Below are 25,760 nucleotides of genomic sequence, written 5' to 3' on the forward strand. Positions count from 1 at the left end.
CCTCTGACGTTACGACTGCTGCCCTAACCATTCTTTAAGTATTTGAATATCATTTTCATACTCATTCTTCATTTCTTCAACCCAATCATCAATATTTTCCCACCAAGCTGGTAGATCTGGTGATTGCGCTTTCTGGGCGACACTTTGAATGTGCTTTAATCCGATAGAACCTGCCGCACCTTTAATCTTATGCGCTTCGGAAACAATACCTTCTTGATGTTTAGCAATCATATTGGAATCTAAAACCTGTAGATAGTCAGGCATCATTTCTTCAAACATAGTAATGCTGTCAAGGACGGGCTGAGAGCCCACAATGCCGACATAGGATTCAAGCATGTCTAGATCTAACAAACGTGAATAGATTTCTCCCCCTTCGACAGACATCTCCTCTTTCACCACTTCAGCAACCCTCTCAGTCACCGGCTGTTGAGTAAACTTGGCCAACACATCTTGTACAGCGGTAACCGAGAGCGGTTTACTGATTGCGTCATCCATCCCTTTATCAAGGTATTCTTGTTTATTTTTAAGCACGTTGGCGGTCAGGGCAACTAATGGTGGTAAGTCAGAGTAAGTACGTCTGAAATACTCTGCGACATCAAAACCTGTCATATCTGGCAATTGAATATCGAGGAACACAAGATCGTAGATTTCTGGGTCAAACATTTCCATAGCTTCCATCCCCGTCATCGCAACGGAAACTTCATGTCCCATACTCTCAAGTAAAGAGCGGGCAACGGTAATATTGAGCTCGATATCTTCGACCATAAAAATATTAAGTTCTTGGGAGTTACTGGTGGTCTCGACGGTTGACTGTTCACACTCAGCAAGAGGCACGCGAATCGTCACCGTAAACGTACTACCAAAGCCCTCTTCGCTAGAAACGGTAATATCACCATCCATCATGTTGATCAGCTGTTTTGAAACTGCAAGACCAATACCTGTACCAACAGCGTGAAGGTTGTCTTTACCCGATTTGACTTGATAATACATGGCAAAGATTTTATCCAACTCCGCTTCAGGAATACCAATCCCACTGTCTTCGACCTCCATGGTGATATGTGCGTATTCCTCATCTACCTCAGAGCTAACGGTCATTACTACGCCACCTTCTTTGGTAAATTTCATTGCATTGCTGATCAGATTCCATAGAACCTGACGCAGACGCGTGGCATCGACTTCAATAGCCGTTGGCAACTCGCTCAGCCGCTCTAAATCAAATCGGAGTCCTTTTTGCGACGCCATTAATGCCGAGATACTCTCCATCTCAGCGACAAATTCCTCGAAATTCAGCGCAGAGGGATAAAGCTCTAGCTTACGGCGATCAAACTTGTCCATATCGATGATGTCATTGAAAATATTCCCTAAAGTGATCGCACTGACATTTATGGTTTGCATATGGTTCCGCTGCTCAGACGTGAGCTGAGTATCTAGTAGCATTCGGCTTAAGCCAACAATGCCATTAAGCGGCGTTCGTAGTTCATGACTAATGGTAGATATAAAGGTGGTCTTATCGCGGCTCGCCTTTTCAAGCGACTCTTCGTGACGCTTCCGCTCGGTGATATCACGGCCAAAACCGACTAAACCTAAGTGGCGACCATCTTTGCTGTAAAAAGGCACTTTTCGCAATTCAAAGTAGTTGCGGCGACCATCTGGATACTCAAGCCACTGCTCATAGGTAAGCGCTTGGTTGTCTGAAAATACTTTCTGGTCAGTATCAACAATCTGCTGAGCAACTTCCTTACTGTAGACATCCCACGGCGTTAATCCGACCAATTGATTCTCTTTTTTTCCGGTTAACTCTTCCATAGCTCGGTTACACCCCGAGAAAACACCATCAGCGTTACGGTAATAAATAAGATCGGGTGAAGCATCAATAAATGAACGGAGTAACGCGGTTCTTTCAGCTAACTCGACTTGCGTTTTCTCACGTTGATAGACTTCATTTTCAAGATCTTTCATAGCCTCTTCACGGGCTTCTTGTGCCTTGATACGTTCCTCGATCTCTTGATTCAACTTAGCAATATTTTGTTGCAGCTTGTGATTTAGCTCTTGGTCTCGAGAACGCATATCTTTGAGTTTAGACACCAACTTAGACAATCTTTGGCGAGACTCTTCTAACTGGTCTACAACCACAGATAAAAAGTAGACCGCCCAAGGGGTTATAATAAGACCGAAGAAAACAGAACGAACGATATCAATATCATCAACATGTCCGCTTAAGACTAAGGTGATACCAACTTGGACTACAACAGCTAAAGCGACTAGGGCGAGAGCAAGGAGAATTGAAAAACGGAGGATGCCCAGCTTAACTAGCAAGTCGACATAGTATTGGGCAAGATTTTTAATCGGCTTCATTGACAGCTCCGAAAGGTAAAACAAAGCAACAGCAATCTAAACAAAGGCTTGCCTTGCATAGACAGGTCTAAGCCATACTACCTTTTTTCACCAATGACGGCGAAAATAATCCCGAGCAGTTGGAGGTTAATTTTCGGATGTGTGATGCACACAGGTTTGGTTGCGACCATTTGCTTTCGCTTGATATAAGGCACTGTCAGCTAAAGCGACAATGGAGTCACTAGGATCTAAACGTTGTGGAATAATAGAAACTAATCCAATACTCACGGTGACTAAATCAGAAGCGAGTGATGATTCGTGTTCGAGCGCCAGATTTTTCACCTCTTGATGGATTTTATCTGCGACAAGTAACGCACCTTCGATGGTGGTATTGGGCAGTATAAAACCAAATTCTTCGCCGCCGTAGCGAGCAACACAGTCGCTCGAACGGCTGAGCACTTTTTTGAACACTTCCGCAACCTTAATCAAAGCATCATCACCACGTTGATGTCCATATAGATCGTTATAACCTTTGAAGTCATCAATATCACACAGCATAACCGTTAGCGGCTGCTGCTCACGGGTGTGCAAATACCATAAGGTTTCCAGTTGTTCATCAAAACGGCGACGGTTTGAAATTTGAGTCAGACCGTCAATAAAACTCAACCGTTCTAACTCCTGGTTCGCTTCTTCAAGTTTCTGCTCAGCCAAATATCGCTCAGAAACATCACGCGCCATCACAAGCACGCCATTGGTCCCTGAAGCTGGATCTCTGAATGGAGATTTCACCACATCATACCAAGTGTATTGCCCATTACTGCTTATAACACGGTCGATATAACGCAGTGACTTACCCTCATAGAGTACTTTTTTATCTGTTTCAGACAGGCGGGCATAAGTTTCATTTGGAATCACATCTTGCAATCGCTTGCCAATCAGCTCATCGACATCTGATATCCCTAACGCTTTAACAAAAGGTTGGTTACATGCTTGATAAACCATATTCTCATTGAAGATCCCAATAGAGTCAGGGCTAGACTCTAGGATATTTTGTAATATGGTATCTCTTTGTGCCAAAGCCACTTCAGTATCTTTACGTTTCTCCATTTCGTCACGTAGATTTTGCTGCATATCATGCCAGTCAGTCACATCATGGCTAATACCTAATGTGCCAATTTTTTCACCTTCTGGTGAGATCAAAACACTTTGGTAACTCTCTAGTAGACAACTTCTTCCTGCGGGGTTGGTCGTCCAGCTACGTTTACTCGCTCTCCCCTTAATCACGCTTTGAATATCTGCTGCCCCTTCCTCTTCTCTGTTATTCCAAAAACGTTGAAAAGCGCGATTACTTGAAATGATTTCGCCATAATTGTTTTTTATAAACACCAGCTCAGACAAATTATCAAAAGCGCTTTTGATCATTGAAAGTGAATCGACTTCCTTCTTCAATTCAAGATCTGTGATTTGGTAGGGAGTGAAATAGAGTAACCAAACTGGGCGTCGACGATAAGTAGTCTTTCGACCTGTGACATTTAACTTGATGACGCGACTTTCTGATATCGGCCAACTAAGTTTCTGTTCGGTAATTATGCCATCAGCCTTGGGAGACAAGATCGAAAGAATAAATTGAGGAGTCACTACTTCAGGTAACAGGTAACTTTTGCCAACCTTACGCACACCTAGAACTTGATTGGCTACGATATTAGCCAGCTTTAGTTCCCCCGTTTTACTATCGACTAAAAGCAGTGCAATGGGGGCTGTTCGCAGTAATTGCGTTAAATGAGTTTGGTGTCGGGTGTAAATGACAGCAACGGTAATGATCGAGAGCAAAATGACAACAAGATCAAATCCATGCCCGTGGGAGGTGTCCCACAACCAAACTAATACTTGTTCCATTCAGCTTCTCAAACCTATCTTTATTACACCTTTGTAAGTGTATAAAAGATATCAGCTTATTGCTCAACAATCAGCCTTTAATATTGGTTTTGTATATATAAATGACTGATTTGTTAATGACCCCTGTGCACCTTCACGATTAAGTGTTCGGCCTATTTCCGTCATAGCAAGCCAGCGATTCTCACACCAAAGTGGAGCAAGTAGTGTCGGCTTACGAGCTGCAGAAGAGACTCGATGGTAAACCACTTCTGGTGGCGTCATGCGAATCAGTTCACTCGCGATCGCAACATATCCCTCTAGATCAGGGGCGTCTAATTTGCCCGCTTTCCATGCCTTAGCCATGGTACTGCCTTCAACAATATGCAATCCATGCAGTTTGATGCCATCGGTCCCAACATCAAGCACCTTGCTTAAAGTCTCAGTATTGTCTTCTCGGGTCTCTTTAGGCAATCCTACGATAAGATGAGTACAGACCTTGATCCCCAGTGCACGAGCGCGCTTAGTGATCTCCGCATAGCACTCAAAGTCATGACCGCGATTGATACGCTTAAGAGTGCGGTTGTTCGCCGTTTGCAATCCAAGTTCAAGCCAGATTTCGTAACCTTGCTCTACATAGCTTGACAGTAACTCTAAAACGGCATCTGGCACACAGTCAGGCCGAGTACCGACACAGAGGCCAACAATGTCGGCTGTTTTAAGCGCTTCTTCGTACATATTCTTAAGCACCTGAACTTCGGCATATGTGCTGGTATAGGCTTGGAAGTATGCGAGATAACGCTTGGCACGATCAATCTCTCCTGCCCTGTCTGTCAGTTGGTCTTGGATGCTTTTGATCTGAGCTTGTTCATCGGCAAATGAAGCAACATTGCAAAACGTACAGCCACCTCGACCTATTGTGCCATCTCGATTAGGGCAGCTAAATCCACCATGAAGCGTTAGCTTATGGACTTTTTCACCGTAGCGACGTTGTAAATCTTGTCCGATGGTATTGACCAACTCATGAAGCTGCATTATTGACCTCTTACCCGAATCGAAATAAATCTCATTAAGATCTGTGTAATTTAATTACAATTATGAAAAAAATGGAGGAGGCAAAGTAACGATTTCAAACAAGCGAAGCATTAATCAATATCAATAAACATGCAAAAATAACGTGCCTCGCTCAGATTGTTACGCAAAAGTTAAACATAATATTCATTTATAACCCAAAAAAAGTGGGCAACAGCATCGAGTTTTGATTGCATTTCATCCTCACTAAATTGTAGGATACTTACAGATTTCGCTGTTTTTTGTGATTTTAGTTACATAAAAACTCGGTGAAACGTCGGTGTTATCCCACTCCCACCTATATAAATCACTAGATTGTGATGCTAAAAAACGGGATTCCACCAAGGATTGTTTTTCTCGCAATATTTTTCTGCGAGATACGGAAAGGAATCAAAGTCGCCAACCTAGGCTGACTTCGAATCAAAATTATAAAGGACAGGACGTAGAACTGAACTAGTTTCGACTAGCACATTTGCGCCTATTGAACTGGAAGGATGTATCTATGGTAGATAGAGAGCAAAATGCCCAAGGTCTATACACTCCGGAACTGGAGCATGACGCTTGTGGTATCGGTTTTGTTGCTCACCTTAAAAACCGTAAATCACACGAAGTAGTTACTCAGGCACTGGATATGCTAGCCCGTATGGAACACCGTGGTGGTCAAGGTTGTGACCCGTGCAGTGGTGACGGTGCAGGTATCTTATTGCAAAAGCCCCATGAATTTCTGTTAGAAGAAACGGTAAAGCTTGCTATCAAGCTACCCTCTTTTGAGAAATACGGTGTCGGTGTTGTACTTTTCCCCAAAGATGAACACAAACGAGCGCAATGTCGCGATATTTTAGAACGTAATGCACAGCGTCTAGAGCTAGACGTTATTGGTTACCGCGTTCTACCAACTGACAACTCAATGATCGGCGCAGATCCTCTAAGCACCGAGCCTCAATTTGAGCATGTGTTTGTCTCTGGCGGGCCAGGTATTACGCCTGAAGAATTAGAGCGTAAGCTTTACGTACTGCGAAATTACACTGTTCGCGTATGTCTAGAAAGCGTGTCGAATATTGGTGATGACTTCTACATCAACTCAATGTCTTACAAGACAGTGGTGTACAAGGGTCAGCTAACGACAGAGCAAGTACCTCAATACTTCTTAGATCTACAGAATCCAACAATGGTGAGTGCGCTTGCGCTTGTTCACTCTCGATTCTCTACCAATACATTCCCACGCTGGCGTCTTGCTCAGCCTTTCCGTTACATTGCTCACAATGGTGAAATCAACACAGTTCGCGGTAACCTGAACTGGATGAAAGCTCGTGAGGCGATCATTGAATCTGACTTGTTTACTCAAGCAGAGATCGACATGCTACTGCCTATCTGTCAGGAAGGTAGCTCGGATTCATCTAACTTCGATATGGCACTTGAGCTCCTAGTCCTATCTGGTCGCAGCCTGCCACATGCGTTGATGATGATGATCCCTGAAGCATGGCAAGAAAACAAAAACATGGACCCAACTCGTCGCGCGTTCTACCAATACCACGCAAACGTAATGGAACCATGGGATGGCCCTGCATCGGTGTGTTTCACTGACGGTGTTCAAGTAGGTGCGACGCTTGACCGTAACGGTCTACGCCCTTCTCGCTACACAGTGACCAAAGATGACTTCCTAGTGATGGCTTCTGAGTCTGGTGTTGTTGAGATTGAGCCTGAGAACGTTGAGTTCCGCGGTCGTCTACAACCAGGTCGAATCTTCGTTGCTGACCTAGAACAAGGCCGCATCATTTCTGATGAAGAAGTGAAAGATGGCATTGCATCAGCGCAGCCATACGAAAAGTGGGTTGAAGAAAACCTACTGAGTTTGAAGAAGCTGCCTGATGCAAGTAACGAATTCAACCAACCATCACCAGAGAAGCTACTGCACAAGCAGCAAGCATTTGGCGTAAGTTCAGAAGAAGTTAACGAAATCATCGTACCTATGGCGAAGGATGGCAAAGAGCCACTTTCAGCAATGGGTGCTGACTGGCCGCTAGCGATTCTTTCGCACCAATCGCAACATCTTTCGAACTACTTTAAACAGCTATTTGCTCAGGTAACCAACCCACCTATCGATCCGATTCGTGAGCGCATGGTTATGTCTCTGAACACTTACCTAGGTAAAGATCAGAACCTGCTTGCTGAGTCACCACAGCACTGTCAAAAAGTAGAGCTTGAGTCTCCAGTTCTATCTAACTCTGAGCTTGAGAAACTGCGTGCGATTGATAACGAACACCTTCAAGCCAAGACGCTAGACATTGTTTTCCAAGCAAGCGAAGACGAAGGTAAACTAGAGCGCGCGCTTAAGCGTATCTGTCAGTATGCTGAAGATGCAGTCATCGATGGTTACTCAATCATCCTTTTAACTGACCGTGCCGTTAACTCTAACCACGCCGCGATTCCAGCTATGCTGGCCGTTGGTGCTGTTCACCACCACCTGATCCGTAAAGGTCTACGTGCCAAGTGTGATATCGTGGTTGAAACAGGTGATGCACGTGAAACGCACCACTTCGCAACGCTTGTCGGTTATGGTGCTAACGCTGTTAACCCATACCTAGTTATCGAAACTATGGTTGAACTGCAGCGCACTAAGAAGCTTGATCCTGAAACAAATATTCGTGATCTATTTGAGAACTACCGTAAGTCTATCAACGGCGGTCTACTGAAGATCTTCTCTAAGATGGGGATCTCGACGCTACAGTCTTACCACGGAGCACAGATCTTCGAAGCGCTAGGTATCAGCAAGTCCGTTGTCGATAAGTACTTCACAGGTACGGTTTCACGCATCCAAGGTCTAACGATTGACGATATCGCGAAAGAAGTACTAGTGCGTCATCGCATTGGTTACCCTACACGTGAAATTCCAGTACAAGTTCTTGATGTCGGTGGTGTTTACCAGTGGAAACAGCGTGGTGAAAAACACCTGTTTAACCCTGAGACAATTTCACTACTGCAAGAATCGACTCGCAACAAAGATTATGCCCAGTTCAAGGAATACGCGAAAGCAGTTGATGATCAAGGCGATAACGCAGCAACACTGCGTAGCCAGCTAGATTTTGTTAAAAACCCAGCTGGTTCAATCCCGCTAGCAGAAGTCGAGCCAATCGAAAACATCCTTAAGCGTTTCGCAACAGGTGCGATGTCATTCGGTTCTATCTCGTACGAAGCACACTCAACGCTGGCAGTTGCGATGAACCGCATTGGCGCGAAATCGAACTCTGGTGAAGGTGGTGAAGACCCAACTCGCTTCGAGCGCAAAGAGAACGGGGATTGGGAACGCTCAGCAATCAAACAGGTTGCTTCAGGCCGCTTCGGTGTGACTTCTTACTACCTCACTAACGCAGATGAGCTACAGATCAAGATGGCTCAAGGTGCGAAACCAGGTGAAGGGGGTCAGCTACCAGGTGATAAAGTTGATGACTGGATCGGTGCAACACGTCACTCGACTCCTGGTGTCGGTCTAATCTCACCACCGCCGCACCATGATATCTACTCAATCGAAGATTTGGCCCAGCTAATTTACGACTTGAAGAACGCTAACCGCGCTGGTCGTGTCAACGTTAAGCTCGTTTCGGAAGCTGGCGTAGGTACTATCGCGTCAGGTGTAGCGAAAGCCAAAGCAGACGTTGTCTTGATCGCCGGCTTCGATGGCGGTACAGGGGCATCACCGATGTCGTCTATCCGTCACACAGGTCTACCTTGGGAGCTTGGTCTAGCAGAAACGCACCAAACTCTAATCAAGAACGGTCTACGTAACCGTATCGTGGTTCAGTCTGATGGTCAGATGAAAACACCTCGCGACCTTGCAGTAGCAACGCTGCTAGGTGCTGAGGAATGGGGCGTGGCAACAGCAGCATTGGTTGTTGAAGGTTGTATCATGATGCGTAAGTGTCACAAGAACACCTGTCCTGTTGGTATCGCAACTCAGAATAAGACTCTACGTGAGCGCTTTGATGGCCGCGTAGAAGACGTAGTGACATTCTTCCACTACATGGCTGAAGGTCTACGTGAAGTGATGGCTGAACTTGGCTACCGCACTATCGATGAGATGGTTGGTCAGTCGCACAAACTCAAAGTTCGTGAAGACATCAAACACTGGAAATACAAGAACCTAGACCTATCACCTGTGCTTCATATCGAGCAAGCACGTGAAGGCGATGGCATCTACAACCAAACAGAGCAAAACCACAACCTAGAACAAGTTCTAGACCGCAAGTTGATTCAAGCTGCTATCCCTGCACTTGAAAAAGGCGAAGCAGTGAATGCTGAATTCCCTATCATCAACACGGATCGCTCTGCAGGTACCATGCTATCGAACGAAATCTCTAAGGTTTACAAAGATACAGGTCTACCACAGCCAATGAACGTCAAGTTTACAGGTTCTGCGGGTCAGTCATTCGGTGCCTTCCTGGCTAAGGGCGTGAAGTTCGAGGTAGAAGGCGATGCGAACGATTACTGGGGTAAAGGTTTATCTGGCGGTACGTTAGTGCTTTACCCAGACGCAAAATCTTCAATCGTCGCTGAAGATAACATCGTTGTTGGTAACGTATGTTTCTACGGTGCAACGTCGGGTGAATCATACATCCGCGGTATGGCTGGTGAGCGTTTCTGTGTACGTAACTCAGGCGCGAAAGTTGTTGTTGAGGGTGTTGGTGACCACGGTTGTGAATACATGACAGGTGGTGTCGCAGTAATCCTTGGCTCAACAGGTCGCAACTTTGCAGCTGGTATGAGTGGCGGTGTGGCTTACGTTTGGGATAAGTCAGGCGACTTCGAAACCAAGCTAAACCCTGAATTGGTAGACCTAGATCCAATCGAAGCAGAAGATCGCGAACTACTGAAAGATATGCTAACTAAGCAAGTTCAATTCACAGGAAGTGAAGTTGCTCAGTCTTTCCTAGACAACTTTGAAGCAAGCCTAGAAACCATGGTTAAGGTAATGCCGCGTGATTACAAAGCGGTACTTCAGAAGCGTAAGGCTGAAGCAGAGCAAGCACAAACGGAACAAGTGGAGGCAGTATAATGGGTAAGCCTACTGGATTTTTAGAACATGGTCGTGAGCTTCCAAACAAGCTCGACCCTTCGGTTCGTATTGAAGACAACAAAGAATTCGTTCTGAACGAAGAGTTTGGTGACAAGATCAATACTCAGGCTTCTCGTTGTATGGACTGTGGTGTTCCTTTCTGTCACAGCGGTTGTCCGATTGGCAACATCATCCCAGAATTTAACGACGCGGTTTACCGTGACAGCTGGGAAGAAGCTTGGAACATTCTAAGCTCAACCAACAACTTCCCTGAATTTACTGGTCGTGTATGTCCTTCTCCTTGTGAGAGTGCATGTGTTCTCGGTATCAACCAAGACCCTATCACTATCTGTAACATCGAGAAAACGATTGTAGAAACTGCATACCGTAAAGGGTACGCAAAACCGAAAACACCTCGTTCTCGTACAGGTAAAACCATCGCGATTATCGGCTCAGGTCCTGCGGGGCTTGCTGCGGCTGAACAGCTAAACAGTGCTGGTCACTCAGTGACAGTATTTGAGCGTGACGAAAAAGTCGGTGGTCTCCTGCGCTTCGGCATTCCAGACTTTAAATTGGGCATGGATGTGATTGATCGTAAGATCAACCTAATGGCTGATGCGGGCGTTGAGTTCAAAGTAAACCAACACATCGGTGTTGACGTTAATGCGCAACAGCTTCGTCAAGAGTTCGATGTGGTACTACTAACCGGTGGCTCAACGGTTCCACGTGACCTTCCTGTTCCAGGTCGTGAACTGAAAGGCGTTCACTTCGCAATGGAATTCCTAGGTCAAAACAACCGCCGCGCAAACGACATGGATCTTAAAGGTGAAGAAATTCACGCCAAAGACAAGCACGTTGTGGTTATCGGTGGTGGTGATACTGGTTCTGACTGTGTTGGTACGTCTAACCGTCATAAAGCAGCAAGTGTTACTCAGGTTGAGATCATGCCGATCCCACCAGAGAAGCGCCCAGCAAACATGCCTTGGCCTCAATACCCAATGATCATGAAGACAACCACTTCTCACGAAGAAGGTTGTGATCGTCATTGGAATATTTTGACTAAAGAGTTCATCGGTAACGAGCAAGGTCAAGTAACAGGTCTACGCATTGCTGATATCGTATGGAAAGATGCAGTACCTGGTGAGCGCCCTACTTTTGAAGAAGTTGCGAACTCTGAACGTGTTATCCCATGTGATATGGCCTTCCTAGCCATGGGTTTCTTACACCCAGAACCAACAGGTGTACTTGCTCAACTTGATATCAAACTTGATGAGCGCGGTAACGTAGCAACTGAAGGCTTTTCAACCAATCAGAAAGGTGTCTTTGCAGCTGGTGATATGCGTACAGGTCAATCACTTGTCGTCCGTTGTATCAACGAAGGTCGCGAGTGTGCGATTGCTATTGATGATTACCTAATGGGTAACTCCAATCTTGAAGCAAAAGCAGACTCACTGATGCTCTCAGCATAATAATTAGCCACCTAAGAAACTCATTTAGTAGATTCTAGGTGGTTAAGCATAAACAATCATTCCTTCCAAACTTTTCCAATTGACCAGTACATTGTGCTGGTCTTTTTTATTTTCCCAAAACACCCTTTGTTGCAAAATTGTAACAATAAAAACCTTAAACTTCTGAATTATATAGGTTATTACAGCGCATTCAGTGGTAAATCGCATATTGGCGTGATATTCCACCAAGAACTTGACCTTTTTTGCAATAACCTATACGTTGTAAAGTCGATGAAAATGAATTCGTCCAATTTTGTTAAAATTTTTAAGAAAATTCACTGCATATCTATTCGATATATAACAATTAGAACGCATAGTTAGTCATACATACCAACCCTTTTAATGTTGGTAGTTCTGTCGGGATGACAGAGAAGCAAAGGGAGAATTGCAATGGCTTTATATGATCCTCGTCTTGAAAAAGACAACTGTGGATTTGGCTTGATTGCACATATGGAAGGTGAGCCAAGCCATAAACTGGTACGCACCGCAATTTCAGCACTTGACCGCATGACCCACCGTGGTGGTATCGCCGCTGACGGAAAAACGGGGGATGGCTGTGGTCTTTTATTACAAAAGCCCGACTCATACCTTCGTCTCATCGCTGAAGAAAATAGTTTCAACCTCGGCAAGCAATATGCCGTAGGTATGATTTTTTTCAATCAAGACCCTCTTAAAGCTCAGCAAGCCAAAGACATTATTAATCAGGAGCTTGCACAAGAGACATTGACCATATCTGGTTGGCGAAAAGTGCCGATCAACTCGGCAGTATTAGGTCCAATCGCGGCCGATTCACTGCCCAATATTCAGCAAGTCTTTATCTCAGCTCCTGCGGGATGGCGTGAGCGCGACATTGAACGACGCCTGTATATCGCTCGCCGCCGGATTGAAAAGCAGATCGTAGACGATAACGAATTTTATATTTGTAGCTTGTCGACTCAAGTCATAGTGTACAAAGGTCTGTGTATGCCAGCAGACTTACCAAGGTTCTATTTAGACCTCGCCGATCTACGAATGGAATCTGCTATCTGCCTATTCCACCAGCGTTTTTCGACTAACACTCAACCACGTTGGCCACTGGCTCAGCCATTCAGGTATCTCGCCCACAATGGTGAAATCAATACGATTCAAGGTAATAGGCAGTGGGCGCGAGCGCGAGCTTATAAGTTCTCGTCGCCGCTATTGCCAGATCTAAAGACCGCGGCACCATTTGTGAATGAAACGGGTTCAGATTCATCAAGCTTAGATAATATGCTTGATCTGTTCTTAGCCGGTGGCATGGATATCTTCCGCGCTATGCGTATGCTTGTTCCACCTGCGTGGCAAAACCACCCGGATATGGACCCAGATCTACGCGCCTTCTACGACTTCAACTCGAAACATATGGAACCGTGGGACGGCCCGGCTGGTATCGTGCTTTCCGATGGTCGATATGCGGCATGTAACTTAGATAGAAATGGCCTACGCCCTGCTCGTTATGTGATCACAAAAGACAAGCTGATCACTCTCGCATCAGAGGTTGGTATTTGGGATTACGCACCGGATGAAGTGGCGGAAAAAGGCCGCGTTGGTCCCGGTGAACTGCTAGTGGTGGATACTCGCCAAGGCAAGCTATGGCAATCAAGCGAAATTGATAATGATCTTAAGGGTCGCCACCCATACAAAGAGTGGATGGATAGCAATGTTCATAAACTCACACCATTCTCACAATTAGCAGAAGATCAGGTTGGTGAACGTAGCTTTGACGATCACCAACTCAAAACCTACCAAAAACAGTTTGCGATGAGCAACGAAGAGGTCGATCAAGTGCTTCGTGTTCTTGGTGATATGGGTCAAGAAGCCGTTGGGTCAATGGGTGATGATACGCCAATGGCAGTGCTCTCTTCTAAAGAGCGCCTTGTCACTGACTACTTCCGTCAAAAATTCGCTCAAGTAACCAACCCACCGATCGATCCATTACGTGAAAAACACGTCATGTCGCTTGCAACCAGTATTGGTCAGGAGATGAATGTCTTCTGTGAAACCGATGGCCACGCGCATCGAGTCACCTTTGATTCACCCGTTCTGCTTTACTCAGATATGAAGCAGTTGCTTGAGCTAAACGATCTACACTATGGCAATTCAGTACTGGATATTAACTACGATCCTCAAGAGAAAGATCTCGAAAAGGCCATCTTAGATCTTTGTGATCAAGCTGAGCAGGCGGTAAAAGATGGCTCTGTGCTCGTGGTTCTTTCTGACCGAGCATTACGTAAAGGCATGTTGCCTATCCCAGCCGCCATGGCAGTAGGCGCAGTGCAAAGCCGCCTAATTGAAGCTAATTTGCGCTGTGATGCTAACATCATTGCAGAAACAGGAACGGTGCGCGATCCTCATCAATTTGCGGTTCTACTTGGCTTTGGCGCAACCGCGGTCTACCCGTACCTGGCCTATGAAGCCTTAGGCAAAGTGATTGATGATGGTGCGATCGATAAGAGCTATCGCGAAGTGATGCAAAACTACCAGTACGGCATCAACAAAGGCCTGTACAAGATTATGTCTAAGATGGGCATTTCAACGGTCGCTTCATACCGTTGTTCTCAGTTGTTTGAAGCTGTCGGCCTAAGTCAGGAAGTTGTCGAGCTATGCTTTAATGGTGTTACAACCCGAATTCAAGGTGCAAACTTTGAAGACTTTGAGCAAGACCTTTACAACCTTTCTCGCAAAGCTTGGGCAAAACGCAAACCTATCGAACATGGTGGATTGCTCAAATATGTCCACGGTGGTGAATACCACGCCTACAACCCAGATGTTGTAGGAACCTTACAAACCGCAGTTAAGTCCGGCGACTCTTCGGACTATAAGAGTTTTGCCAAACAGGTCAATGATCGCCCTGTGGCTATGCTGCGTGACTTAATGCAACTGAAGAAATCAGACTCACCGTTACCACTGGAACAAATCGAGCCAAGCACTGAACTGTTCAAACGATTTGATTCCGCAGCGATGTCTATCGGCGCTTTAAGCCCTGAGGCTCATGAAGCTCTGGCAGCCGCCATGAACCGACTGGGGGGTTACTCAAACTCCGGTGAAGGTGGTGAAGATCCACGCCGTTTTGGTACTGAACGTAACTCTCGTATCAAGCAGATTGCCTCAGGACGTTTTGGTGTAACACCTCACTACTTAACTAATGCTGATGTCTTGCAAATCAAGGTTGCACAAGGGGCGAAGCCTGGTGAAGGCGGTCAGTTACCGGGGCATAAAGTCACGGCTGAAATCGCTAAACTACGCTATTCAGTGCAAGGGGTAACCCTTATCTCCCCTCCTCCTCATCACGATATCTATTCGATTGAGGATTTGGCTCAGCTTATTTTCGACCTTAAGCAGGTCAATCCGAATGCTCTGGTATCGGTGAAGTTGGTTTCTGAACCTGGCGTCGGCACTATCGCAACAGGAGTTGCCAAGGCTTATGCCGATCTGATTACCATTTCTGGTTATGATGGTGGTACGGCAGCAAGTCCACTCACCTCAGTTAAATACGCAGGTAGCCCTTGGGAGCTTGGACTAGCAGAAACTCAGCAAGCGCTGGTTGCTAATGGCCTACGCCATAAAATTCGTTTGCAAGTCGACGGCGGCCTAAAAACCGGACTTGATGTCGTAAAAGCCGCTATCTTGGGTGCAGAAAGCTTCGGTTTTGGTACCGCACCAATGGTTGCGATGGGCTGTAAATTCCTACGTATTTGTCATCTAAATAACTGTGCGACAGGCGTCGCAACGCAAGATGACACCTTACGTAAAGAATACTTCAAAGGCCTACCTGAGATGGTAATGAACTACTTTGTCGGTCTTGCAGATGAAGTACGCGAGCTATTAGCTGAGCTAGGAGTTGAAAAGCTAACTGATCTTATTGGCCGTACCGATCTACTTGAAGCAGTAGAAGGTATGACCGCCAAACAGAGCAAGCTCGATCTATCTAGTATTCTTGAAGCACCAGTGTCACCACAAAACCACCCGCTTTATTGGACCGAACCAAACGCTCCATTTGACAAGGCAGAACTCAACCAAAAGATCGTTGAAGACACCTTAGCGGCTGTAGAAGCCAAGCTGGGGGCAGACCTTTTCTACAATGTCATTAATACTGACCGATCAATTGGCGCTCGCCTTTCTGGTGAAATAGCCAAACGCTACGGTAATCAAGGTATGGCAGCGACTCCTATCAAGCTCCATCTGGATGGTACCGCGGGTCAGTCATTTGGAGTCTGGAATGCAGGCGGTGTTGAACTCTATCTGACGGGTGATGCCAATGACTATGTAGGTAAAGGCATGGCTGGCGGCAAAATTGTTATCAAGCCTCACCAAGGTACCGCCTTTAGATGTAATGAGGCAACCATCATCGGCAACACCTGTTTGTATGGTGCAACAGGCGGCAAGCTATTTGCCGCAGGTACCGCAGGCGAGCGATTCGGGGTGCGTAACTCTGGCACCATCTCTGTGATTGAAGGTGCTGGCGATAACGCCTGTGAATACATGACAGGTGGTATTGTTGCCATTCTTGGTGCGACTGGTGTGAACTTTGGTGCAGGGATGACAGGTGGCTTTGCCTACGTCTTGGATGAAAACGACGACTTCCAAGGTCGTGTAAACCAAGAATCAGTGGAGGCTGTTGCTCTTTCTGAACTCTATATTCATCAGGAACATTTACGTGGCTTAATTGCAGAACACTTAGAAGAGACCGGCTCTGCTCACGCAGAAAACATCTTAGCGAACTTTGATGAATGGATTCCAAAGTTCTACTTGGTGAAACCTCAAGCAGCAGACTTAAACACCCTGCTGGGCCATCAAAGCCGCAGTGCCGCAGAACTGCGCGTTCAAGTCCAATAATTCATGGAGGATGTTTGAATCATGAGTCAGAACGTATACCAATTTATCGACGTACAACGTGTAGATCCTGCGAAAAAGCCGATTAAAACTCGTAAGATTGAGTTCGTCGAAATCTATGAACCCTTTACTAAGCAACAAGCCACTGCACAAGCTGATCGCTGTTTGGATTGTGGTAACCCTTACTGTGAATGGAAATGCCCTGTTCACAACTATATCCCTCAATGGCTAAAGCTTGCCAATGAAGGACGTATTCTAGAAGCCGTTGAGCTCTCTCACCAAACTAACAGCTTGCCTGAAGTGTGTGGTCGAGTATGTCCTCAAGATAGGCTGTGTGAAGGCTCTTGTACCTTAAATGACGACTTTGGTGCCGTAACGATTGGTAATATTGAAAAGTACATTACCGATAAAGCGTTTGAGATGGGCTGGAAACCAGACATGTCCAAAGTTGAGTGGACAGATAAGAAGGTCGCCATTATCGGTGCAGGGCCTGCTGGCCTTGCAGCAGCAGATATCTTAGTTCGTAACGGCATCAAGCCCGTTGTTTTCGATCGCTACCCAGAAATTGGCGGGCTACTCACCTTTGGTATCCCTTCTTTTAAGTTAGAGAAAGGGGTCATGGAAAATCGCCGTCGAGTCTTTAGCGAGATGGGCGTCGAGTTCCAGCTCAATGTCGAAGTGGGTAAAGATATTCAGATGCAGCAATTGGTTGATGAATATGATGCCGTGTTCTTGGGTGTGGGCACTTACAAGAATATGCGTGCGGGTCTAGACAACGAGGATGCTCCTGGTGTCTATGACGCTCTACCTTTCTTAGTATCAAATACCTATAAGGTAATGAGCTTAGAAGATGACCAACCATTTATTGATATGGCAGGGCAAAAAGTGGTCGTCCTTGGTGGTGGTGATACCGCCATGGACTGTGTACGTACATCAATTCGTCAAGGTGCCGATAACGTCATTTGTGCTTACCGCCGCGATGAAGCCAACATGCCGGGCTCTCGTCGTGAGGTAAAAAATGCCAAAGAAGAAGGGGTTAACTTTATGTTTAACCTTCAGCCACTAGGACTTGAGGTCGACAGCTCAGGCAAAGTCAGCGGTGTCAAAGTGGTCAAAACGGCATTGGGTGAACCAGATGAAGCGGGGCGCCGTCGCCCAGAACCTGTAGAAGGCAGTGAACATGTATTGGAAGCCGATGCCGTTATCATGGCATTTGGATTCCAACCCCACCAGATGAGTTGGCTTGAACCATATGGCGTAGAACTCGATCAATGGGGACGTATCAAAGCACCATCTGATCAAGAGTTTATGTTCCAGACGAGCAACAAAAAGATCTTTGCCGGAGGAGATGCCGTTCGCGGATCTGATCTTGTTGTTACTGCGATTGATGAAGGGCGTAAAGCAGCAGAAGGCATTCTCGATTATCTAGAAGTCTGATCCAATTTTTGCCTCTATCAACATCACAAAAGGATCCTATGATTGGATCCTTTTTTCTTGCGGTACATATAATTAAGACAAAATAACAAACAGGAATTCAACATGAAGAAAGCAGCTCTCCTTTCCATTACAGTGTTGGGTTTAACCGCTTGTAGCCAAGGAGTTCAAACCATGACGGATCGTTCTGCTTCACCATGTGGAGATAAACCCAACTGTGTCTCGACCCAAGATAACCGTGAGAAATATCAGCTCGCCCCCTTCCCCCTAACAGCAGATGCTAATATCGACAGTATTGAACAAGCAGCTCTCAAGCTAGCAGGGGCGAAAACTGCGGTCAAAGAAGGAGGGTATTTGCGTATCGAGTGCACCTCGAAGATCATGCGCTTTGTTGACGACTTAGAGCTAAAAATTGAAGGCGATAAACTAGTGGTGCGCTCTGAGTCACGTGTTGGCTATTCGGATTTTGGTGTTAACCGGAAACGAGCCGATGAACTGCGCGAGCGACTAAAAGAAAGCGGCCTTATCAAGTAAACGCCTAGCGGCCAGATACAAAAAACCGAAGCATTAGGCTTCGGTTTTTATATTAGCGGGAAAGCTAATTACTGCTCGGCTTCATCACGGAAAACAACGAGGCGCTTAGGCGCGACCTTACCGTCGTCATTGACTTCTGCAACACCAATAAAGAGTTTCTCTTCACCAGAAGTCATACGCAGTGGCGTCCCTTCTGGTGCACCTAATACTTGTACCGGCATACCGTGTTGTACTAGGTTGGTTAACTCAGCACTCAAATTCACCTCTGGCAAATCTTCAACTGCGGTATCCATTGGCAATAGCAACGGATCGAGCAACTCTTTAGGAGCGACTTCATCACGATGTGCTTGCTCAAGTAGCTCATTTAACTGCTCAAGTGTCACCATCTTCCCATACGGGTATTTTGCAACCCCAGTACGACGAAGCATAGTCACATGAGCGCCACAACCTAGCATTTCACCCAGATCATCGACGATAGTGCGGATATAGGTGCCTTTAGAACAGTGTACTTCCATCTCCACTTCATCACCTTCAAAGCGATGCAGGACAATTTCATACACGGTAATCTTGCGTGATTCACGCGGCACTTCAATGCCTTTACGCGCATACTCATACAGAGGCCTACCTTGATACTTCAACGCAGAAAACATTGAAGGTACTTGGTCAGACTCACCACGGAACTTATCGATAGATGCTTCTAGCTTGTCTAGAGACACATCGACTGGACGAGTTTCGACAACCTCACCGTCAGAATCTGATGTATCAGTGCGCTCACCTAGTTTAGCTATCACTCGGTAACGCTTATCTGAATCGAGCAAAAATTGAGAAAACTTGGTTGCTTCACCAAGGCAAATTGGCAGCATACCTGTCGCTAGGGGATCCAGAGCACCGGTATGACCTGCTTTTTCTGCAAAGTAAACACGCTTTACTTTTTGCAGTGCATCATTAGATGAAATGCCTGTTGGTTTATCCAGAAGGATAACGCCATTAATTGGACGACCTTTACGACGACGAGCCATTACTCTTCACCTGCCTGGTCTTCTTCGCGACCTGAGTCTTGTTGCTTGCGCTTGTCTTCGCTTACCACCTCAGACACAAGGTTCGACATACGCATACCCTCAACAAGAGTATTGTCGTAGTAGAAGCGAACTTCTGGCGTTAGACGTAGACGAATACGCTTACCTAGCATCATGCGAATGTGCACTTCGTGCTCACGTAATGCTTCTAGGCAAGATTCTGGTGTTTGCTCACCAACACATAGGAAAGTAACGAATACTTTTGCATACGCTAGATCACGTGACACTTCTACATCAGAAATGGTCACCATACCTAGGCGAGAATCACGAACTTCACGTTGAAGGATCATCGCAAGTTCTTTTTGCAGCTGCTGTGAAACACGCTGCGTGCGGCTAAATTCTTTTGACATATCTTTTCTCTTATTAGAAAGAATGGGGGGATGGATAAATTCCAGCCCCCCATGGCGTATTCAACAACCAATTACTGCTTATTCATCAATGAGTAAGCCAGCAATGTTAGTCAATTAGTCAAGAGTACGTTTAACTTCTACGATTTCGAATACTTCGATCTGGTCACCAACGCGAACATCATTGTAGTTCTTAACGCCGATACCACACTCGTAGCCGTTCTTAACTTCTTGAACGTCATCTTTAAAGCGACGAAGTGACTCTAGTTCACCTTCATAGATAACAACGTTCTCACGTAGTACGCGGATAGGGTTGCTACGTTTGATGATACCTTCTGTAACCATACAACCAGCGATTGCGCCCAGTTTAGGTGACTTAAATACGTCACGCACTTCAGCAAGACCAATGATCTCTTGCTTGAATTCTGGAGCTAGCATGCCGCCCATTGCTTGTTTCACTTCATCAATCAATTGGTAAATGATTGAGTAGTAACGTAGGTCAACGTTAGCTGATTCGATTGCACGACGCGCTGAAGCATCTGCACGAACGTTGAAGCCAAGGATGATAGCGTTTGAAGCTTCAGCAAGAACTGCGTCAGTTTCAGTAATACCACCAACACCAGAACCTACGATATTCACTTTCACTTCGTCAGTAGAAAGTTTCAGTAGCGAGTCTGCGATTGCTTCAACAGAACCTTGAACGTCAGCTTTAAGAACAACGTTAAGTTCAGCAACTTCACCAGCAGTCATGTTAGAGAACATGTTCTCTAGTTTAGATTTCTGCTGACGAGCAAGTTTCACGTCACGGAATTTACCTTGACGGTAGTTTGCAACTTCACGCGCTTTACGCTCATCACGAACTACAGTTGCTTCGTCACCTGAAGATGGCACACCAGATAGACCGATGATTTCTACAGGGATAGAAGGACCTGCTGAAGTGATTTCTTTACCGTTTTCATCGCGCATTGCACGAACGCGGCCGTATTCTTGACCACAAAGTAAGATATCACCTTTGTTTAGCGTACCTGATTGAACAAGTACTGTTGCTACTGGACCGCGACCTTTATCTAGACGAGATTCAACAACAACACCCGACGCCATGCCTTCTTCAACTGCAGTCAGTTCTAGAACTTCAGATTGTAGAAGGATAGTCTCTAGAAGACCTTCGATGTTTGTACCCTGTTTCGCAGAGATGTGAACGAACATGTTCTCACCGCCCCACTCCTCAGGAATAACGTCGTATTGAGCTAGCTCGTTCTTAACGTTATCTGGGTTTGCGTCTTCTTTATCAATCTTGTTGACAGCAACAATCAGAGGAACACCTGCCGCTTTCGCGTGCTGGATTGCTTCGATTGTCTGTGGCATTACGCCATCGTCTGCTGCTACTACTAGAACAACGATATCTGTTGCTTGAGCACCACGAGCACGCATTGCTGTAAATGCCGCGTGTCCAGGAGTATCAAGGAAAGTGATCATACCGTTATCAGTTTCTACGTGGTACGCACCAATGTGCTGCGTGATACCGCCTGCTTCACCTGAAGCAACGTGTGCTTTACGGATGTAGTCAAGTGTAGAAGTTTTACCATGGTCTACGTGACCCATGATAGTTACTACTGGTGCACGAGGCACTGATTCCAAGCTGTTATCACGATCTGATAGTACCGCTTCTTCTAGCTCGTTTTCTTTACGTAGGATAACTTTGTGACCCATTTCTTCAGCAACAAGCGCCGCTGTTTCTTGGTCGATCACTTGGTTGATAGTCGCCATTGCGCCCATCTTCATCATTACTTTGATAACTTCTGTGCCCTTAACAGACATCTTGTTAGCAAGCTCTGAGACAACGATAGTTTCGCCGATAGCAACATCTGCTTTCGCTACAGTTGCAGTTTTATCAAAACCTTGTTGCATTGAAGTAGGTTTAGCTAGTTTACCTTTGTTGCGACCACGGCCACCACGTTGGTTACGGCCACCACGGTTTTGGTCATCGTTGCCAGAAGTTTTCTTCTTCTTCTTACGACGGCCACCTTCTTCTTTACGGTCAGCTGCATCTTCAGCTTCACGAGCGTAAGTAGAAGTCGTTACATGGTAGTCAGAATTCTCTAACTCTTTCTTCTTCTTCTCTTCTTCAGTCCAACGAGCTTCGTTTTCTTCAGCTAGCTTACGAGCTTCTTCAACAAGCTTCGCAGCTTCTTGTTCCGCTTTACGTTGGGCTTCTTCTTCCTGACGACGCTTCAGCTCGTCAGCTTCTTTTTTCGCTTGAGTATTCACTTCTGCATTTTTTGCATTCATGTCTTTCTTAGCCTTATCAGCTTGGGCGCGTTTAGCCTTATCTTCAGTGTCGCGTTTTGCATCCGCTTCTCGCTTCGCTTTCTCTTCGGCCTCGCGTTTTGCTTTCTCTGCAGCTTCACGTTTTGCTTGCTCTTCAGCCTCACGCTTCGCAAGCTCTTCCGCTTCACGCTTTGCTGCTTCCTCAGCCTCACGTTTCGCGTCGTCTTCGATAATGCTGCGCTTCACATAAGTGCGCTTTTTACGCACCTCTACTTGAACATCCTTACTCTTGCCACCACCAGCGTTAACGCTTAGTGTGCTGCGAGTTTTACGCTGTAGCGTTAAGCGAGTAGGCTCCGCGTCACCAGATGTGTCGCCGTGCTCTTTCTTAAGGTGAGTCAAAAGTTTCTGCTTTTCTTCATCAGTAACTTGATCACTACCCGCTTTATTCATGCCAGCGTCAGCAAGTTGTTCAATTAAGCGGTCCACTGGAGTACCAATTTCTTCACTCAGTGCCTTAACAGTAATTTGTGTCATCCGCTTTCTCCTTGCTGAAATTATTCGTCGTCGCCGAACCAACAAATGTTACGAGCTGCCATAATTAGCTCACCCGCACGTTCTTCGGTTAGACCTTCAATACCTTCGATATCATCGATACCCTGATCAGCCAGGTCTTCTAGTGTTGCTACACCTTTAGCTGCCAGTTTAAATGCCATCTCACGCTCTAGCCCTTCTAGACCAAGCAGGTCTTCGGCAGGCTCAACACCTTCGAAAGACTCTTCTTGCGCAAGAGCGAGAGTAGTTAGTGCATTCTTAGCACGATTACGTAGTTCTTCGACTAGATCTTCATCTAGGCCGTCAACTTCTAGAAGCTCATTTACTGGTACGTAAGCGACTTCTTCTAGAGTAGAGAAGCCTTCTTCAACAAGTAGTTGAGCGAAATCTTCTTCAATATCTAGGTGCTTCATGAAGCTTTCAATTGCAGCTTGAGATTCTTCAGCGTGTTTCTTGTGAAGATCTTCAACTGTCATTACGTTTAGTTCCCAACCAGTCAGCTGAGATGCAAGACGTACGTTTTGACCATTACGGCCAATTGCTTGCGCTAAGTTGTCTGCTTCAACCGCGATGTCCATCGCGTTTGTATCTTCATCAACGATGATAGAAGCAACATCTGCAGGCGCCATAGCATTGATAACAAACTGCGCTGGGTTATCGTCCCAAAGTACGATATCGATACGCTCACCACCAAGCTCACCAGAAACAGCTTGAACACGCGCACCACGCATACCAACACACGCACCAACAGGGTCAATACGTTTGTCATTTGTTTTAACAGCAATTTTTGCACGAGAACCAGGATCACGTGCCGCGCCTTTAAGCTCGATGATCTCTTCAGCAATTTCAGGAACTTCTACACGGAATAGTTCAGCCAGCATTTCTGACTTAGAGCGCGTAACGAATAGCTGAAAACCACGTGCTTCTGGAGCCACTTTGTATAGAAGGCCACGAACTCGGTCACCTGGACGGAAGTTTTCACGAGGAAGCTGGTCGTCACGTAGGATCACTGCTTCAGCGTTGTTACCTAGGTCAAGGACCACTGTTTCGCGGTTAACTTTCTTTACCACACCAGTAACTAACTCGCCTTCGTTATCAATAAACTGCTCAACGATTTGTGCACGCTCAGCTTCACGTACTTTTTGTACGATAACTTGCTTAGCCGTTTGAGTCGTAATACGGTCAAACGTTACCGATTCGATGTCATCTTCAACGTAGCCACCTAGCTCAAGCTCTTCGTTTTCAAACTTAGCAGCTTCTAGAGAGATCTCTTTAGTTGGGCTCTCAACGTCTTCGACAATTAACCAACGACGGAACGTTTCGAACTCACCCGTTTTACGGTCAATTTCAACACGAACATCAATTTCCATTTCGTGTTTCTTCTTGGTAGAAGTAGCCAGAGCAATTTCTAGGGCTTCAAAGATACGCTCACGAGGTACCGCTTTCTCGTTCGATACCGCTTCTACTACCGCTAAAATTTCTTTACTCATTTTAAATAGCCTCTAAGACTTTAATTAAAATTTAGGGATCAGGTTAGCTTTTGAAATATTGCTTAGGGCAAACTCTTCCTCGTTACCTTCAACAGTAACTGAGATAGTTTCACCATCAACTGAGTGGATTACACCTTTCCACTTGCGACGGTTGCCAACAGCCATCTTCAAAACGATGCTTACCTCGTGACCAACAAATTGTTCATAATGTGCTGCTTTGAATAGTGGTCTTTCTAAACCTGGTGAAGACACTTCAAGGTTGTAAGCCACTGTGATTGGATCTTCAACGTCCATTACCGCGCTAACCTGGCGGCTAACTTCAGCACAATCTTCAACATTAATACCGTTCTCGTGATCAATGAAGATACGTAACGTTGAGTGTTCACCTGCGCGAACAAATTCTAATCCAACTAACTCATAACCTGATGCTGCTACAGGAGCTTCAAGCATTTCAGTAAGTTGTCTTTCTAAACCAGTCATTTAAACCACTCCAGAAACAAAAAAAGGGCTCAGAGCCCAATTTAAATTCCAAGCAAAGCTCCAAATTCTCAATTAGAAAATTCAGATAACAAAAAACCCCGAAAAGTCGGGGTTTTTTGTTGCTGGACCCTGATATGTTAAGTGCTATCTATGCCACTTAACTCGCAATATTGCTATTGCGCAAACTTGTCCTAATCCTTAGAGGATTTGGTTGCGGGGGCCGGATTTGAACCGACGACCTTCGGGTTATGAGCCCGACGAGCTACCAAGCTGCTCCACCCCGCGTCCGACTTGTCGAGCATTATACGCTCTCCAAGGTGTTTTACAAGTTTGTAAATCAATGGTGCCGAGAGAGGGACTCGAACCCTCACACCTAAGGCACTAGCACCTCATGCTAGCGTGTCTACCAATTTCACCATCTCGGCAGCTAATTCTATTTTTCAGCTAGAAAATAGCTTATTGAGGAATTTCATCGCCTTGAGGGGCTGGAATTTCACTCGCATCGTCAGCTTGCTGGATAACTTGACCTTGAGATGGGTCTACCCATTGTGACTCAGTTTTATGCGTAGACATATTACCAAGCACTAAGCTAAGGATGAAAAATACTGTTGCAAAAATTGCAGTCATTCGGGTTAGGAAGTTACCTGAGCCGCTTGCGCCAAACACTGTGTTTGATGCGCCTGCACCGAATGAGGCTCCCATATCTGCGCCTTTACCTTGTTGAATCAGCACTAGGCCGATTACACCAACCGCTGCCAACAGGTAAATCACAAGTAGAACTGTAAACATGATTTCCACCTATGTTCCAAATTGTTGAGCCAGCGCCGCTCGAAAACTCTTTGAAAGAAATTTTGAACAAGGCTAGCGACCTCCTTATCGAAGGCCGAGCA

At 45.8% G+C, this 25,760-nt stretch carries 14 protein-coding genes and 2 tRNA genes; 5 read left to right on the forward strand and 11 right to left on the reverse strand.

The window, feature by feature from the left end; genetic code table 11:
* Positions 1–9 precede the first annotated feature (9 nt).
* From arcB to ZX61_RS01250, 3 genes are all read right to left on the reverse strand, one after another.
* Positions 10–2,355: an aerobic respiration two-component sensor histidine kinase ArcB gene (arcB, locus tag ZX61_RS01240; protein ID WP_049842911.1), complete on the reverse strand. Its 2,346-nt coding sequence runs from the start codon at positions 2,353–2,355 to the stop codon at positions 10–12.
* Positions 2,356–2,481: 126 nt separating this feature from the next.
* Positions 2,482–4,230 (reverse strand): sensor domain-containing diguanylate cyclase, encoded by a 1,749-nt coding sequence (locus tag ZX61_RS01245; RefSeq protein WP_049842912.1) that lies wholly within the window; start codon positions 4,228–4,230, stop codon positions 2,482–2,484.
* Between the two features lie 63 nt (positions 4,231–4,293).
* On the reverse strand, positions 4,294–5,241 hold the full coding sequence (locus ZX61_RS01250) for a TIGR01212 family radical SAM protein (protein ID WP_049842913.1): 948 nt from the start codon (positions 5,239–5,241) through the stop codon (positions 4,294–4,296).
* Between the two features lie 538 nt (positions 5,242–5,779).
* On the opposite strand from ZX61_RS01250, the gene gltB (ZX61_RS01255) reads away from it, so the two are divergent.
* The 5 genes from gltB (ZX61_RS01255) (at position 5,780) to ZX61_RS01275 (ending at position 18,654) form a co-directional block, all read left to right on the forward strand.
* Entirely contained in the window at positions 5,780–10,327 is a 4,548-nt protein-coding gene (gltB, locus tag ZX61_RS01255; RefSeq protein WP_049842914.1) for a glutamate synthase large subunit, read from the forward strand.
* Positions 10,327–11,796: a glutamate synthase subunit beta gene (locus ZX61_RS01260; RefSeq protein WP_049842915.1), complete on the forward strand. Its 1,470-nt coding sequence runs from the start codon at positions 10,327–10,329 to the stop codon at positions 11,794–11,796. The genes gltB (ZX61_RS01255) and ZX61_RS01260 overlap by 1 nt, the downstream gene beginning before the upstream one ends.
* A gap of 429 nt (positions 11,797–12,225) precedes the next feature.
* The gene (gltB, locus tag ZX61_RS01265; protein ID WP_049842916.1) at positions 12,226–16,689 is read left to right on the forward strand and encodes a glutamate synthase large subunit; all 4,464 of its coding nucleotides are present in this window, start codon (positions 12,226–12,228) and stop codon (positions 16,687–16,689) included.
* A gap of 21 nt (positions 16,690–16,710) precedes the next feature.
* Positions 16,711–18,123 (forward strand): FAD-dependent oxidoreductase, encoded by a 1,413-nt coding sequence (locus tag ZX61_RS01270; RefSeq protein ID WP_049842917.1) that lies wholly within the window; start codon positions 16,711–16,713, stop codon positions 18,121–18,123.
* Between the two features lie 102 nt (positions 18,124–18,225).
* The gene (locus tag ZX61_RS01275) at positions 18,226–18,654 is read left to right on the forward strand and encodes a DUF1499 domain-containing protein (protein ID WP_049842918.1); all 429 of its coding nucleotides are present in this window, start codon (positions 18,226–18,228) and stop codon (positions 18,652–18,654) included.
* A gap of 68 nt (positions 18,655–18,722) precedes the next feature.
* Here the strand turns inward: ZX61_RS01275 and truB are convergent, their stop codons facing one another.
* From truB to secG, 8 genes are all read right to left on the reverse strand, one after another.
* Entirely contained in the window at positions 18,723–19,673 is a 951-nt protein-coding gene (gene truB, locus ZX61_RS01280; RefSeq protein ID WP_049842919.1) for a tRNA pseudouridine(55) synthase TruB, read from the reverse strand.
* Positions 19,673–20,080: a 30S ribosome-binding factor RbfA gene (gene rbfA / locus ZX61_RS01285; RefSeq protein WP_049842920.1), complete on the reverse strand. Its 408-nt coding sequence runs from the start codon at positions 20,078–20,080 to the stop codon at positions 19,673–19,675. Before rbfA ends, truB begins: the two co-directional genes overlap by 1 nt.
* A gap of 114 nt (positions 20,081–20,194) precedes the next feature.
* Positions 20,195–22,882 (reverse strand): translation initiation factor IF-2, encoded by a 2,688-nt coding sequence (gene infB / locus ZX61_RS01290; RefSeq protein ID WP_049842921.1) that lies wholly within the window; start codon positions 22,880–22,882, stop codon positions 20,195–20,197.
* Positions 22,883–22,902: 20 nt separating this feature from the next.
* Entirely contained in the window at positions 22,903–24,390 is a 1,488-nt protein-coding gene (nusA, locus tag ZX61_RS01295; RefSeq protein ID WP_049842922.1) for a transcription termination factor NusA, read from the reverse strand.
* A 24-nt stretch (positions 24,391–24,414) separates the two neighbouring features.
* The gene (gene rimP, locus ZX61_RS01300; RefSeq protein WP_049842923.1) at positions 24,415–24,870 is read right to left on the reverse strand and encodes a ribosome maturation factor RimP; all 456 of its coding nucleotides are present in this window, start codon (positions 24,868–24,870) and stop codon (positions 24,415–24,417) included.
* 208 nt (positions 24,871–25,078) lie between these two features.
* A tRNA-Met gene (locus ZX61_RS01305) sits at positions 25,079–25,155 on the reverse strand.
* Between the two features lie 56 nt (positions 25,156–25,211).
* Positions 25,212–25,295 (reverse strand) — tRNA-Leu (locus ZX61_RS01310).
* A gap of 31 nt (positions 25,296–25,326) precedes the next feature.
* The gene (gene secG / locus ZX61_RS01315; protein ID WP_049842940.1) at positions 25,327–25,659 is read right to left on the reverse strand and encodes a preprotein translocase subunit SecG; all 333 of its coding nucleotides are present in this window, start codon (positions 25,657–25,659) and stop codon (positions 25,327–25,329) included.
* Positions 25,660–25,760: the final 101 nt, after the last annotated feature.

The sequence above is a fragment of the Vibrio sp. VPAP30 genome (assembly GCF_001188205.1).
Classification (GTDB): Bacteria; Pseudomonadota; Gammaproteobacteria; order Enterobacterales; family Vibrionaceae; genus Vibrio; species Vibrio bivalvicida.